Genomic DNA, 14,685 nt, shown 5'->3' with positions numbered 1-14,685 from the left:
ACTCAACCCCGGAAAGAATATGAACAAAAGCTTGTTGCACGCATTAGACCAGGATTATATAGTGAATGAAATCGTTAAAGACCCAAGCGGAGAGGGCAACGGGGAGCCGGCCATCATCAAGGTAATTGGTGTCGGCGGAGGTGGTAGCAATGCTGTGAACTACATGTTTGAGAAAAAAATCAAAGATGTGGAATTTGCGGTTTGTAATACCGACAGACAAGCGCTTGCCAACAGCCCGGTGCCCGTGAAAATCCAGCTGGGTGCAACTTTGACACAAGGCCTGGGAGCCGGTACCGATGCCACGAAAGGCAAGGAAGCGGCTTTGGAGACGATCGAGGAGATTAAAGGTCTTCTGGGAGGTTCTACACAAATGGTATTTATCACCGCAGGTATGGGTGGTGGAACAGGAACAGGCGCCGCACCGGTGATTGCGCAGTTGGCCAAGGAAATGGGCAAACTGACGGTGGCCGTGGTAACCGCGCCTTACACCTGGGAGGGACTTGACAAAAAAGAACAAGCGCTCGAGGGTATCGAGCAGCTGAAAGAATATAGCGATACGGTTCTCGTGGTGCTTAACGACAAGCTTGAAGAACTGTACGAGGACATGACATTGACGCAGGCGTTTGCGGAAGCGGACGGCATTTTGCTCAATGCCGTGAAAAGTATTTCCGAGATCATTACCACCAACGGTAATATCAACACCGACTTCAAAGACGTGGAGAAAGTGTTGAAAAGCGCCGGTCAGTCGGTAATGGGAACTTCGGAATCCACCGGAGCCGACCGCGCGCAGAATGCAATCAAAGAAGCGCTCGACTCGCCACTTCTGAACGACCGCGATATCCGTGGCGCGAAGAGAATCCTCGTAACGCTTGCTACCAGCAAGAAGAAGGAGGCTACGATGCGCGAGCAGCGCGAGATCTGGCAATATGTGCTTTCACAAGTAGGTGGAGAGGCACGTATGTTCAAACTGGGTACGATCACCGACGATTCACTGGGCGACAAGCTCCGCGTGACTGTCGTAGCCGCTGGTTTCGATAGCATCGAATCGCCGATTCCAGGCATTCAGCTCAAAGGCGTGAAAGGACAGCCTGAACCGGCTCCGATAGTTGTGGAAGAGCCAAAAGACGAGCTCCCTCCTGTGGTCGTTGAAGAAGAACTGGTATTGACGGGCGAACTCGAAGAAAATACCCCAACGAGCTCGATCGACCTTGTTCTGGAAGATGAAAGAGTAACGCACGGTTTCGATCCTATCAACATTTCGTTGACAGAAGTTGAGCCAGCGAGCGATTGGACGGACGAAGATGCCCTGAAAATGGAAATGATGATCAAATCATTCCGTGACGGGCTTGTAAAATATTCCGATCTGGAAGGCCCGGCTTACCGCCGCAGCAGGGTAGAGCTTTGGAAGCGACCCGCCATTCCGGCACATGAAATGGAACAGCACTGGCTGAAATAGCAAAAGGGAGCGATGAGCTCCCTTTTTTAATGCATTATTTAAATGTCCTAGAAATGGATGATCTGCCCGGCCTGAATTTCGAGCAGTTCTTTATATAATGCATTTGAAATTACATTATCCGCATAATGTGAGCGGATTTGCGCGAGCTTCACGCGTAACGCGAGCGTATTCATGCCCAGGTAGCTGAAAACGTCGTTCAAGTGGCTCAATGCAATGGCGGCGCCCTGCATGTTGGACGATAGGCCTACTAATGCGGCCTTCTTGTTTGAAAAGCTGTTGGGGTAAGGCAGGCCATCTATAAAGGCTTTCAGAACGCCGGGATACGAGCCGTTGTACTCCGGCACGATGAACACGAACTTGTCTGTCTGTTCCAGCAACGATTTCAGATTGTTGAATGACTCGTTCTTGCCGGTATTGGCATATAATGCGGATACCGTAAAGTCGTCGGGTAGGTTCACCAGATCAAGGATAATGCTCGGTGCGTGCAGTTGTTGTAGAATTCCCTGATAATATTCCGCTATTTTCCTGGACATCGAGTTGGGCCGGTTGGTGCCAACGATGATCACAATAGGCGATGTGGATGCAGTCATGTGCCGGTTAATGTTCTTGTCACTAGTAACAAATTATGTTTGAAATTGTTCTAACGACGCGGTTACTGGTAGCAAATCTAACCGCCAAACGGACACGTTACCAGGCCGGTTTTCAGGATACACAACAATTATTGTTATATTTGAGCCCGTTATTCATCATGAAATTTAAATAATCATCTGATTTTCAGATAATTATACATAAATCAACCCGCATAAAATATGTCCTGGTTTATTCGCAAAGAAAAAGGTATCAATACACCAACTGAAATGAAGCGCGAAGCGCCGGACGGTTTGTGGTATCAATGTCCTAATTGCAAAAAAATCACCCCTACCAGGGAACATAAGCAGAATGCTTTTACCTGCCCGCATTGCAACTACCACGAGAAGGTGGGTTCGGATGTATATTTCAATTTGCTTTTCGACGACAACGAGTTCATCGAGCTCGACGCTAACCTGATCTCCGGCGACCCGCTGGGCTTTGTGGATACCAAGGCTTATCCGGACCGGATCAAGTCGACCATGAAGAAAACCGGGTTGAAGGATGCGGTTCGGACAGCGCATGGTAAAATGAATGGCCTCGACCTCGTGATCGCTTGTATGGATTTTAGCTTCATCGGTGGTTCGATGGGTTCGGTGGTAGGGGAAAAAATCGCTCGTGCGATTTCCTATTCGCTCGAAAAGAAGGTGCCGTTCCTCATGATTTCGAAGTCGGGAGGTGCACGGATGATGGAGGCAGGGTTTTCGCTGATGCAGATGGCCAAGACCTCTGCACGCCTGGCGCAATTGTCGGAGGCCAAAGTGCCCTATATTTCGCTGCTAACCGACCCCACAACCGGCGGTGTAACAGCCTCTTACGCGATGCTTGGCGACTTCAACATTTCGGAGCCCGAAGCTTTGATCGGTTTCGCCGGTCCGCGCGTCATCCGCGAGACGATCGGTAAAGACCTGCCGAAAGGTTTTCAAAGCGCAGAATTCGTTTTGGAACATGGTTTCCTCGACTTCATCGTCGATCGGAAGGATTTGAAAGATAAATTGACAAGCTTGCTGAATATGCTCAAATAGGCAAATGCATTGAGCGAAGCGGCCCGTCAGGTTATCTGGCGGGCCGCTTTGCATTTGTAATGCCGAATGTATGGATTAAGGGCAGGCGTCTTTTCGCCGCGTGTCGGTAATGTCGTTGATCTTCCAGCCGGCGCCCGTTTTGATGAGGTTGAAAACATTGACGCCGCAATGCGAGAACTTTTCGCCGAGGTAAAACTTGTAGGGCGCCCAAACGACCGCCATCGGTCCGTCAATGGAGACTTTAACATCGTAAATGCGCTCGTCCCATTTATCCTTGTGCGGCGTACCCACGGCTTTGACGAAGCCGTCGACAGTGCCTTTGTGCGTGACGGTGGAATCGGCGGTGTTTTTGGAAATGGAGGTTAGCGTGCATTGTTTGGTGAATACGCTGCGGACGGCGGTGGAGTCGCCATTGCGCATGCCCTCGAACAGCCTGTCGACGACCTGGCGCGCGTCGGTTTCGTCGGTTGGCGGCGTAGCGGCATGTACGGCGCCGGTGAGTGCATTTGCAAGTAATGCGAGTGTCAGGAAATGGCTAATACGTTTCATTGGTATAGTTTTAACAAAAACTTAATTTTGAGCCCCTTTGTAAAATTTTGGGAATCGATATGTCGGAAAAAATAGTTAAAAAAGTAGATATAAGGAACAGGCGGGCTTCATTCGAGTACTTCTTTCTGGAAGAGTTCACAACCGGTATGGTGCTTACGGGCACGGAAATCAAGTCGATCAGGCAGGGAAAGGTTAATTTCCAGGATGCTTACTGCCTTTTTATGGATGGCGAGCTCTTCATTCGCAGCCTCCACATCTCGCCCTACACCGAAGGGACGCATTACAACCACGAGCCTATGCGTGACCGCAAGCTGCTCATTACCAAGCGCGAGCGGAAGAAGCTGATGGAAGGATTGAAGGATGTAGGCCTTACCATCATACCTGTGCGGTTGTTTACCAGCGAACGCGGCCTGGCCAAGCTGCACATTGCATTGGCAAAAGGTAAAAAGCTTTACGACAAGCGCGACAGCATTAAAGAGCGCGACGTGAAGCGGGAGAACGATCGGGCAGGTTACTGAGCCATCGGCACGTTTAGCTTACAAAATGGGCTAATACGGTGATCCTCGGTACTTTCTGTTAAATTGTTTCAACAATATTTGAAAATACAGAAGCGTTTTTTCTGGTGAAATATTCTTATATTGTGGGAATTAACTACCACAGGGCTCATGGGTAAAGTACTGGTTCTGAATCAAGATTATAGCGCACTAAGTGTTTGCACAGTTCCGAAGGCGTTTCTGCTGGTTTATATGAAGAAAGCGGAAATGCTAGCCGAATCTCAGATGGAACATTTGAGGACTGTCAACGACCGGTATCCCATGCCCGTCGTGATACGCCTCCACCGCTACATACACATACCGTACAGGGGCGTAGTCATGACCAGGCAAAACCTCTTCAAGCGGGACGGCAACAGGTGCCAGTACTGCGGAACCCACGATAATCTGACGCTGGACCATGTGTTGCCGAAAAGTAGGGGCGGGAAAACCACCTGGGACAATTTGGCCACCGCCTGTAAAAGATGCAACTCCCGCAAAGGAGACCATACGCCGGAAGAGGTTGACATGCCGTTAAAGCAGCGACCGTTCCGGCCTTCTTTTTTAATGTTCATTCGTGATTTTTCAGGTATGGCCGATGATGAGTGGCTGCCTTACCTCGGGTCAAAAGAGCGGCACTGCTAACGTCCGTTCGGTATGGCACCGGTTTGTGGGTGTCATTTGTGGTCAGGTATTGTCAGGAGGTTGAAGGAAATGTCAGGTGTGGTCATGAATAGTCATTGATTGTCACAGGTGTTCTTTCGATACCTGGATCAAGTTCTTCTCCAATTTTATTTCCCGACTATCTCTGACCACCTCCTGACTACACCTGACCATCTCCCGACAACACTTGACTACTTCCTGGCTACTCCTGACAACACGTGACTACTTCATGACTACCCCTGACCATACTTGACTGCGCCTGACTAACCCTGACCATTTTACGTCCAAACGGCGCCTTACTCCCCTTGCGTAAAATTAAATCGCCCAACCGTTCGGATATTGCTTTTGAATCGCGTAATTTTGCGTCCTGATTTTTCAAAAAATACTTGTTGAACTAATTTTCAGCCGATTAGCCCGGCGGCTGATGTATCGAAGGGCCATTATTCCTATTTATGTCTAAGGAAAAACAAAATCAACCGCTTCCCGAATTCGATTGGGATAAAGCATCAGACAAAGGTTTCGGAACCGCTTATTCATCAGCTGACCGCAGCCGTCTGGAACAAATGTATGAAACTACCCTTTCTCCGGTTTCGGAAAAAGAAGTAGTTAAAGGTGTTGTAGTAGGTATTACAGACCGCGAGGTGATCCTGAACATCGGTTTCAAATCCGATGGTATCGTTTCATCCAATGAATTCCGCGACCTGCCAGGTTTGAAAATCGGCGACGAAGTGGAAGTTTACGTAGAGAACCAGGAAGACGCACAAGGTCAGCTGGTACTTTCACGCAAAAAAGCGAAAGTGATCACTGCATGGGATAACATCCAGAAATCATTCGACGAGGATGTTGTGATCGATGCAAATGTGAAGAGAAGAACCAAAGGTGGTTTGATCGTTGATATTTTCGGCATTGAAGCATTCTTGCCAGGTTCACAAATCGATGTGAAACCAATCCGCGACTTCGACGTATTCGTTGGAAAACGCATGGAAGTAAAAGTTGTGAAAATCAACTATGCTAACGATAACGTAGTCGTATCTCACAAAATACTGATCGAGAAAGACCTCGAAGCACAACGTCAGCAAATCCTGAACAACCTTGAAAAAGGTCAGGTATTGGAAGGTGTGATCAAAAACATGACCAACTTCGGTGTGTTCATCGACCTGGGTGGTGTGGACGGTCTGTTGCACATTACTGATATCTCTTGGGGCCGTATCAACCACCCATCTGACCTCCTTTCACTGGATCAGAAACTGAACGTGGTTGTTCTCGACTTCGACGAAGAGAAAAAACGCATTTCTTTGGGTCTGAAACAACTTCAGTCTCACCCATGGGATTCTCTGGACGAGTCAATCCAGGTTGGATCGAAAGTTACAGGTCGCATCGTGAACGTTGCTGACTACGGCGCTTTCCTTGAAATCAAACCAGGTGTTGAAGGTCTGATCCACGTTTCTGAAATGTCATGGTCTCAGCACCTGCGCAATCCACAGGAGTTCATGAATGTGAACGACGAGATCAGCGCGGTTGTATTGACGCTTGACCGTCAGGAGCGCAAAATGTCTCTCGGTATTAAACAACTTACCGAAGATCCTTGGACTCAAGGTTCATTGAAAGAGAAATATGCGATCGGTACCCGTCACAAAGGTGTTGTTCGGAACCTGACCAACTTCGGTCTTTTCATCGAGCTTGAAGAAGGTATCGATGGTCTGGTACACGTTTCCGACCTTTCATGGACTAAGAAAATCAAGCATCCTTCCGACTTCGTGAAAGTAAACGACGAGCTGGAAGTAGTTGTGTTGGAACTCGACGCGGAAAACCGTCGTCTGGCTCTGGGCCACAAGCAGCTTGAAGAAAACCCATGGGATACTTTCGAGAGCATTTTCGAAGTAGGTTCAGTACACAAATCGACTATCGTTGCGAAGGGTGACAAATTTGCTACACTCGAGCTTCCTTACGGAATCGAAGGTGTTGCTGCGATCAAGAACCTTGCGAAAGAAGACGGAACATTTGCTGAGGTAGGTGAGAGCCTTGACTTCACTGTTCTTGAATTCCTGAAAGACGAGAAGAAGATCGTTCTGACTCACTCTAAAGTTAAAGGTGTTCCTGCTGAGGAGAAAAAAGAAGCAAAAGCTGCCAAAGCTCCTGCTGCTGAATCAGTGAACAAAGAAGTAGAAAAATCTACTTTCGGAGACCTTAGCGTTCTGTCTGCTTTGAAAGAGCAGCTGGAAGAGAGCGAGAAGAAAGGAAAAAAGTAAAATAAAATATGGTGTAGAAGAATTTTTTAATACTTTTGCACCCGGATTAGCTGCCAGCCCCGCGCAGGCAGCTAATCTTCAAAAATGGTTCCGTGGCCGAGTGGCTAGGCAGAGGTCTGCAAAACCTCGTACAGCGGTTCGAATCCGCTCGGAACCTCACCTTGAATTGTGGTCATTTTCCCCAGATTCTGAACACAATTAAATGCCTGAAAAATACCATTTGGACACAGCTTTTTAGAAGAGCTCCAAATGGTATTTTTTTTGCTACTGTGCTGAAAATCAGCCTCTATCAATTTTGTAACTGCTGTTAATTTAGTCCAGCAAATTAGACAAATTATAAATAAGAAGGTGGGGTAAAATATCCCTGAAATACTTTTGTGGATAAAAAATCGTAAGCTAGTTTTGTCTGTTGAAGAATAATGAATAGTTGATTATGAATATACCATTCCGAATGGACGCTAAGTTTTGTTCCTTCTTTAATTACTCAAAAACCTTTTTAGCTATCCTCTTAGCTATCTTATTAAGCGTACCCACTTTAGTATCAGCTCAGGACAGCACGGCTACCGCTGCTGCACCTGCCGGTGGTGGCGACGCTGCGAAAGGTGAGTCAATCTTCAAAAACAACTGTGCCCAGTGCCACGCTCCGACAGATGAACGTGTAGTGGGTCCAGGTTTGAAAGGGGCAAGCTCCCGCCACGATTTTGCATGGCTCACCAAATGGGTACGTAACTCTTCGGCGATGATCGCTTCCGGCGATGCTTACGCTGTCAAGATTTACAACGAGTATTCGAAAGCTCAAATGACGAGCTTTCCGAACCTTTCGGATGATGACATCAAAGCGATCTTTGCATATGTAGACCAGGCGTCTGCTGCTCCTGCTGCTGCGGCGGCCGGTGCTGCTCCTGCTGGCGGCGCAGCAGCTGCGGGTGATGCCAAAGGTGGTGCTCCTTCGGATCTGTTCGTGATTGTGCTGGTTGCGTTGGTAGTAGTAATGGTACTGGTGCTCGGCGTTCTCCTTGTAATCGTATCGCTCCTTTCCAAGGCGGTTAAAGGCGGGGGCGCTGAAACTGAGGCTCCTGTCGGTGAAGGTTTCGGCGGATTGCTGAAAAGAATCGCTGTTGATCCTGCGATCCGCTCTGCAACACTCTGGATTTTCGTCCTGCTCGTTTTGAAATCTACTTTGGACGGCGCGTTTAATGTAGGCGTTCAGCAGGGATACGCGCCTAAGCAACCTATTTCATTCTCTCACAAATTGCACGCAGGCGAGTACAAAATCGACTGTAACTACTGCCACACCGGCGTTAACCGCGGTAAGTCGGCACACATACCTTCTGCTAACATCTGTATGAACTGCCACGGTGTTATCAAAAAGGAATCTCCTGAAATTCAAAAGATTTATACTTCTATCGAGAACAACCAGCCTATCGAATGGGTGCGCGTTCACAACCTGCCCGACCTAGCTTACTTCAACCACGCACAGCACGTAAACGTGGGTGGGCTGGAATGTCAGAACTGCCACGGCGAAGTTGAGAAAATGGAAGTAATACAGCAACGTTCGTCACTGACGATGGGATGGTGTATTGATTGTCACCGTAAAACTGAGGTAAATACCAAAGACAATCAGTACTACGATAAGCTGGTACAGTTACACGCTTCTGAAAGCAAAGAGGCTTTGAAAGTAGCGGATATTGGTGGTTTGGAATGTTCTAAGTGCCACTACTAATCAAGAAATTAATACCGGATACAACTCATTGTATTGAATAGTTTTATGGAAAATACTAATAAAAGATACTGGCGGGGACTTGAAGAGCTGAGGAATGACGAAAAGTTTGTCAAAGATGCAAGTTCTGAGTTCCCAAGCGCACCGACCGAAAGTCAGTATGAAAGCCTGGTGGATGGCGTAGGAACCCACCGTCGTGATTTCCTTAAAGTACTGGGTTTTGGAATGGCAGCCGTATCTCTCGCAGCTTGCGAAGCACCGGTTAAAAAGGCTATCCCTTACGTAAACAAGCCCGAGGGCGAATTCCCTACTATCTCTAACTGGTATGCATCCACTTACGCAGAGGGTGGAGATTACGCGAGTATCCTGGTCAAAACCCGTGAGGGCCGACCTATTAAAATAGAAAGCAATTCCCTTTCAAAAGTTTCGTGGGGTGTTAGCTCACGCGCACACGCTTCATTGCTCGGCTTGTACGACAATGAGAAACTGAAAGGTCCTAAAAAAGGAGAAGATACCAAAGTAAGCTGGGAAACTGTTGACAAGGAGATCGCTGGTCAGCTTGGACAAATCGCAGCAAAAGGCGGAGCAATCCGTATCCTTACTTCAACGATTCTAAGTCCGTCGACCAAGGCGGTAATCGCAGACTTCACTGCAAAATATCCAACCACTACCCACGTGGTTTACGATGCCAACTCTTCTTACGCGATTGTAAAAGGTAATGAGTTGTCATTCGGTAAAGCCGTTATCCCTTCTTACGATTTCAGCAAAGCGAAAGTAATCGTAGGGATCGACGGCGATTTCCTCGGAACATGGCTTGCTCCTGATACTTTCTCTAAGCAATTCGCAGATACCCGTCGCGTAAGCAGCGAAAAAGAAGGTAACAAGGAAATGTCCCGTTTGTACCAATTCGAATCGACGCTTTCACTAACCGGAGCTAATGCGGATTACCGTACTTCGGTGAAACCTTCGCAGATTGGTCTGGTTGCGGCTGCGCTATATAACAAGGTAGCAGCGAAGCTGGGCGGTGCTCCTGTTGCAACGGCTGCATTAAACATCGACAACCTGGACAAAGCTGCTGCGGACCTCGTTGCGGCGAAAGGACAGGCATTGGTTGTTTCAGGTGTGAACGATCCTTCGGTACAAGTGGTAGTGAATGCGCTGAACAGCCTGCTGGGAAGCTACGGTTCTACTATCAACCTTGACAAACCCGTAAACTACCGCCAGGGTAACGATATCGCTACCAACCAACTGATCGACGAGATCAAAGGCGGTAAAGTTTCTGCATTGATTTTGTGGGGCGCTAACCCGGTTTACGATCACCCGCGTGGAGCTGAATTGGCATCCGCATTGCCACAGGTTTCGTTGAGCGTGTCTTTCAACGACCGTGCTGATGAAACATCTTCTCTTTTGAAATACATCCTTCCTGCACCGCACTACCTCGAATCATGGGGTGATGCAGAGCCTGTTGCAGGATCATACAGCTTGATGCAGCCAGCGATCAGCCTGATTTTCAGCACTCGCCAGGCGCAATCGTCCCTTTTGAAATGGGCAGGGGCATCCGCTGACTACCACGAGTATGTAAAAGCATACTGGAGAAAGAACATTTTCCCGCAAGCGGGAGGTGGTGACTTCGAGAAATTCTGGGTTAAATCCCTGCACGACGGTGTATTCGATGTAGCTTCGGCTGCTACCGGAGCGGGTGCGACATTCTCCGGAAATCTCGCTGCTGCTGCTGCCGGCATTGCCAAAAGATACAAGGCATCGTCATCAGGTCTCGAACTCGCTATCTTCGAAAACGTGGGTATGGGTACCGGTTTCGCTGCAAACAACCCATGGTTGCAGGAAAACCCTGATCCGATCACAAAGGCTTGCTGGGATAACCACGCAGGTCTTTCACAAAAAACTGCAAAAGAGCTTGGCCTTGCGCAGGGTGATGTAGTGAAAGTAGATGTGAAAGGTAAATCGGTGGAATTGCCAGTCATCATTCAGCCGGGTCTTGCGCAAGGAACCGTTGCAGTTGCTGTCGGTTTTGGCCGTGAGAAAGCTGGTAAATCTGCTAATGGTGTAGGTAAAAATGTATTCCCGTTTGCAACATTTACCGACGGCTTCCTGAACTTCGCTCCGGGCGAGGTAACTGTTTCAAAAACAGGCGAAACCCGCGAAATTGCTCAGACTCAGACGCACAACACGGTAATGAACCGGAAGTCGGTTCTGCAAGAAACCGTACTGGCTCATTTCCAGAAAGATCCGATGGCCGGACGTTTCGTCCCGAAAATCCAGACTTCGGAAGGAGAGGTTGATGCAACCGACCTGTCGTTGTGGAACGGTCACAAATATAAAAACCACTCGTGGGGTATGGTGATCGACTTGAACACCTGCTTCGGTTGCGGATCTTGCGTGATCAGTTGCCAGAACGAGAACAACATTCCGGTTGTTGGCCGTCAGGAGATCATCAATGCCCGTGAAATGCACTGGCTGCGTATCGACCGCTATTATAGCAGCGATGCAGACGTGGAAGACCTTAGGGGATTGGAGATTGCTGCTGAAAACCCGGAAGTTACATTCCAGCCGATGCTTTGCCAGCATTGTAACAATGCTCCCTGCGAGACGGTATGTCCGGTATTGGCTACCACCCACAGCTCCGAGGGCTTGAACCAAATGACTTACAACCGTTGCGTAGGTACCAGATATTGTGCAAACAACTGCCCATATAAAGTACGTCGCTTCAACTGGTTCAAATATTTTGATAACGACAATTTCGATTACAACTTCAACAATGACCTTGGTAAAATGGTCATTAACCCGGATGTAACGGTGCGTTCAAGAGGGGTAATCGAGAAATGCTCGATGTGTGTTCATAGAATCCAGGAAGCTAAGCTGACTGCAAAGAAAGAAAGAAGACGCATTGTCGATGGTGAAGTAAACGTGGCTTGTGCATCTTCTTGCCCAACCGACGCGATTACTTTTGGAGATATGAACGATCCTGAAAGCCGCATTTCGAAATTGCTCGAAGTCGAAAGAGAAGGACGTGCATTCCACATGCTGGAAGAAATCAACGTTCGCCCGCAAATCTCTTACCTCACCAAAATCCGTAATAAGGACGCAGCAGCTGCCAAAGCTGAGAAGGTTGAGAAAGAGCACGCTTAGTATCAGAGTTTAGAATTATTGACGATCCAATCATTATAAATAAATAGTAGTATGCATGTTACTTCACCTGTAAGAGAACCGCTGATCCAAGGTGGGAAAACGTACGCGGACGTAACGGAAGACATATGTCGTCACGTGGAGGCAACTCCAACGAAAGAATGGAAGATTGCTTTCGGACTTTCGCTCATCGTTCTGGCATATGGATCTGTGTGTCTTGCCTGGACCTGGTGGGAAGGCCTCGGAGTTTGGGGTTTGAATAAAACAGTAGGTTGGGCCTGGGACATCACCAACTTCGTATGGTGGGTAGGTATCGGTCACGCGGGAACGCTGATCTCCGCGATCCTCCTACTCTTCCGTCAGAAATGGAGAACTTCCATCAACCGTGCAGCGGAAGCGATGACTATCTTCGCCGTTATTTGTGCTGCTTCATTTATTTTGATGCACATGGGTCGTCCGTGGATGGCTTACTGGGCGCTTCCATTACCCAACGCATTCGGTTCACTTTGGGTTAACTTCAACTCACCACTCGTTTGGGACGTATTCGCGATTAGTACTTATTTCTCCGTATCGTTAGTATTCTGGTACATTGGTCTTATTCCTGACCTTGCTACTATCCGCGACCGCGCTACAAGCAAAGTTTCGAAATTCATGTACGGAACATTTGCAATGGGCTGGGACGGTTCAGCTAAAACCTGGGCGCGTTACGAATACATTTCTTTGATCCTTGCGGGTCTCTCTACTCCACTCGTACTTTCGGTACACACCATTGTAAGTATGGACTTTGCTACCTCGGTCATCCCGGGATGGCACACGACGATCTTCCCTCCGTACTTCGTTGCGGGTGCGATCTTCTCCGGCTTCGCGATGGTTCAAAACCTGATGTTGATCACCCGTGTGGTTTACAAATTGGAAGACTACATTACGTTGGAGCACATCGAGACCATGAACAAGGTAATCACGCTTACCGGTTCTGTCGTAGGTGTGGCCTATATCACTGAGTTCTTTATTGCATGGTACGGAGGTGTTGAATACGAATATTACGCATTCTTCAACCGTATGACCGGTCCTTACTGGTGGGCATACTGGGCGATGATGACTTGTAACGTAATCTCTCCACAGCTTTTCTGGTCCAGAAAACTGCGCCGTAGCATCTCGTTTACATTCTTCATCTCGGTGATCGTAAACATCGGTATGTGGTTCGAGCGTTTCGTAATTATCGTAACCTCCCTTCACCGAGACTACGTTCCTTCGAGCTGGACAATGTTCTCGCCAACACGGTACGACATCGGGGACTACATTTTCTCCTTCGGTTTGTTCTTCACATTGTTCCTCCTGTTCTCGAAGTACCTGCCGGTAGTAAACATGGCGGAAGTAAAAGCGGTATTGCGTTCGACATCTGCGCAGTTGCCTGCTAAAATCGCCGGAGTGGCGAAAGTAAGACAGCGCGGAACTGCCGAGCCGGTTTACAATAAGGATCAGGAATAAAAAGCATTGCGTAAAAGCGAATTATAGAGATTATAATTAAGTAATAGTATGGCAGAATTATCTGGTAAATATTTGGTCGGAGTTTACGACGATGACGATACTGTTCTCCACGCGGTTCCCAAGCTGAGAAAGGCCGGTGTGAAAATCAAAGAAGTATACTCTCCATTCCCTATCCACGGGCTGGACGAAGCACTGGGTCACCCAAGAACACGTATCGGTATCGCTGCCTTTATGTTTGGAGTGACAGGGTGCTGCTGCGTGCTGACGCTGATGATCTGGACAATGGGATTTGACTGGCCGATGATCATCGGTGGCAAAGATCCGATCTCGATTCCTAACTATATCCCCATTACATTTGAAGGAACGGTACTTTTCACCGCCTTCGGTATGGTGATCACCTTCTTGATTTCGAATGGCCTCGGACCTGGTACGCATTTCCACCCGCGGTTTGACGTACGCGCCACCGATAACAAGTTTATCATGGCGATCGAAATGAGCAGGAACTCAATGAGCGAGGAAGAAATAGCAAGAGCATTGAAAGACAGCGGAGCGGAAGAAGTCAACATTAAGCAATTCTAATGGCGTTTAAAGCAATGAAATTGAAAAGTTTATATAGATCTCTATTGGTTGCTGCCGTATTGCTTACTGCCGCTGCTGGTTGTAAAAAAGATCCCAACAATCCCGGAAAGGAATACGCACCAAACATGTACCTGCCGGTAGGTTACGAACCATACAAGCAGGAAAAAGCGAACCCGATCAACCCACAGGGATTGACCATGCGTTTGCCGGTGGCTGGTACTGTTGCGAGGCGTAACTATCATACCAAATTCGGCGAATCGGATTCAGCGGTTGTTGACCTCATGGTTTACAACATTCCTGCTGATAGCATCGAGATTGCAGAAAAAGTACTTAAAAATCCAGTTCCTCTGAACGAGAAAACGCTGGCGGAAGGAAAAGTACTTTATGACAGATACTGCCAGCACTGCCACGGTGCTTCCGGTGCCGGCGATGGAAAGGTGGGAGCGATGTACAAAGGTGTTCCTAACTATGCGAGCGATGCTTACAAAAACCTGAATGAAGGACATATTTTCCACGTAATCACACACGGGAAAGCGCGCATGTGGCCTCACGGATCCCAGATCAACCCTGAGGAACGCTGGAAGATCGTACACTACGTACAGAAATTGCAGAAAGGGGCTTAAGTACAATTTTGAAAACAGAGAAATATTTTAAA

The 14,685-nt window shown here is 48.0% G+C and carries 12 protein-coding genes and 1 tRNA gene; 11 read left to right on the top strand and 2 right to left on the bottom strand.

What is annotated here, in order from left to right; all coding sequences use genetic code 11:
* The first annotated feature begins 19 nt into the window (after positions 1-19).
* Positions 20-1,456, top strand: a complete 1,437-nt coding sequence (gene ftsZ, locus AC2YIT_RS26430; RefSeq protein ID WP_430850029.1) for a cell division protein FtsZ — start codon at positions 20-22, stop codon at positions 1,454-1,456.
* Positions 1,457-1,503: 47 nt separating this feature from the next.
* Here ftsZ and AC2YIT_RS26425 read toward each other — a convergent pair whose 3' ends face one another.
* Complete coding sequence (locus AC2YIT_RS26425) at positions 1,504-2,046, bottom strand: NADPH-dependent FMN reductase (RefSeq protein WP_430850027.1); 543 nt, start codon at positions 2,044-2,046, stop codon at positions 1,504-1,506.
* Positions 2,047-2,265: 219 nt separating this feature from the next.
* On the opposite strand from AC2YIT_RS26425, the gene accD reads away from it, so the two are divergent.
* On the top strand, positions 2,266-3,108 hold the full coding sequence (accD, locus tag AC2YIT_RS26420; protein ID WP_487281193.1) for an acetyl-CoA carboxylase, carboxyltransferase subunit beta: 843 nt from the start codon (positions 2,266-2,268) through the stop codon (positions 3,106-3,108).
* Positions 3,109-3,183: 75 nt separating this feature from the next.
* Here the strand turns inward: accD and AC2YIT_RS26415 are convergent, their stop codons facing one another.
* On the bottom strand, positions 3,184-3,657 hold the full coding sequence (locus AC2YIT_RS26415; protein ID WP_487281192.1) for a nuclear transport factor 2 family protein: 474 nt from the start codon (positions 3,655-3,657) through the stop codon (positions 3,184-3,186).
* A 59-nt stretch (positions 3,658-3,716) separates the two neighbouring features.
* Between AC2YIT_RS26415 and smpB the strand changes: the two genes are divergently transcribed.
* The 9 genes from smpB (at position 3,717) to AC2YIT_RS26370 (ending at position 14,653) form a co-directional block, all read left to right on the top strand.
* On the top strand, positions 3,717-4,175 hold the full coding sequence (gene smpB, locus AC2YIT_RS26410) for an SsrA-binding protein SmpB (protein ID WP_487281191.1): 459 nt from the start codon (positions 3,717-3,719) through the stop codon (positions 4,173-4,175).
* 147 nt (positions 4,176-4,322) lie between these two features.
* The gene (locus AC2YIT_RS26405) at positions 4,323-4,832 is read left to right on the top strand and encodes an HNH endonuclease (RefSeq protein WP_487281190.1); all 510 of its coding nucleotides are present in this window, start codon (positions 4,323-4,325) and stop codon (positions 4,830-4,832) included.
* A 470-nt stretch (positions 4,833-5,302) separates the two neighbouring features.
* Positions 5,303-7,099 carry a 30S ribosomal protein S1 gene (rpsA, locus tag AC2YIT_RS26400; RefSeq protein WP_430850017.1) on the top strand — a complete coding sequence of 599 codons (1,797 nt, stop codon included), beginning with the start codon at positions 5,303-5,305 and terminating at the stop codon, positions 7,097-7,099.
* Positions 7,100-7,185: 86 nt separating this feature from the next.
* Positions 7,186-7,256: transfer RNA gene (locus AC2YIT_RS26395), tRNA-Cys, on the top strand.
* 294 nt (positions 7,257-7,550) lie between these two features.
* Positions 7,551-8,822: a c-type cytochrome gene (locus AC2YIT_RS26390; RefSeq protein ID WP_487281189.1), complete on the top strand. Its 1,272-nt coding sequence runs from the start codon at positions 7,551-7,553 to the stop codon at positions 8,820-8,822.
* Between the two features lie 45 nt (positions 8,823-8,867).
* Positions 8,868-11,966 carry a TAT-variant-translocated molybdopterin oxidoreductase gene (locus AC2YIT_RS26385; protein WP_487281188.1) on the top strand — a complete coding sequence of 1,033 codons (3,099 nt, stop codon included), beginning with the start codon at positions 8,868-8,870 and terminating at the stop codon, positions 11,964-11,966.
* A 51-nt stretch (positions 11,967-12,017) separates the two neighbouring features.
* Positions 12,018-13,451 carry an NrfD/PsrC family molybdoenzyme membrane anchor subunit gene (gene nrfD / locus AC2YIT_RS26380; protein WP_430850011.1) on the top strand — a complete coding sequence of 478 codons (1,434 nt, stop codon included), beginning with the start codon at positions 12,018-12,020 and terminating at the stop codon, positions 13,449-13,451.
* A 48-nt stretch (positions 13,452-13,499) separates the two neighbouring features.
* The gene (locus AC2YIT_RS26375; protein ID WP_309988175.1) at positions 13,500-14,030 is read left to right on the top strand and encodes a DUF3341 domain-containing protein; all 531 of its coding nucleotides are present in this window, start codon (positions 13,500-13,502) and stop codon (positions 14,028-14,030) included.
* Positions 14,030-14,653, top strand: coding sequence for a c-type cytochrome (locus AC2YIT_RS26370; RefSeq protein ID WP_430850008.1), 624 nt, complete (start codon positions 14,030-14,032; stop codon positions 14,651-14,653). The genes AC2YIT_RS26375 and AC2YIT_RS26370 overlap by 1 nt, the downstream gene beginning before the upstream one ends.
* Positions 14,654-14,685: the final 32 nt, after the last annotated feature.

Source organism: Dyadobacter sp. SRI_021 (genome assembly GCF_057586235.1).
This window is presented reverse-complemented; position numbering and strand designations above follow the sequence as displayed.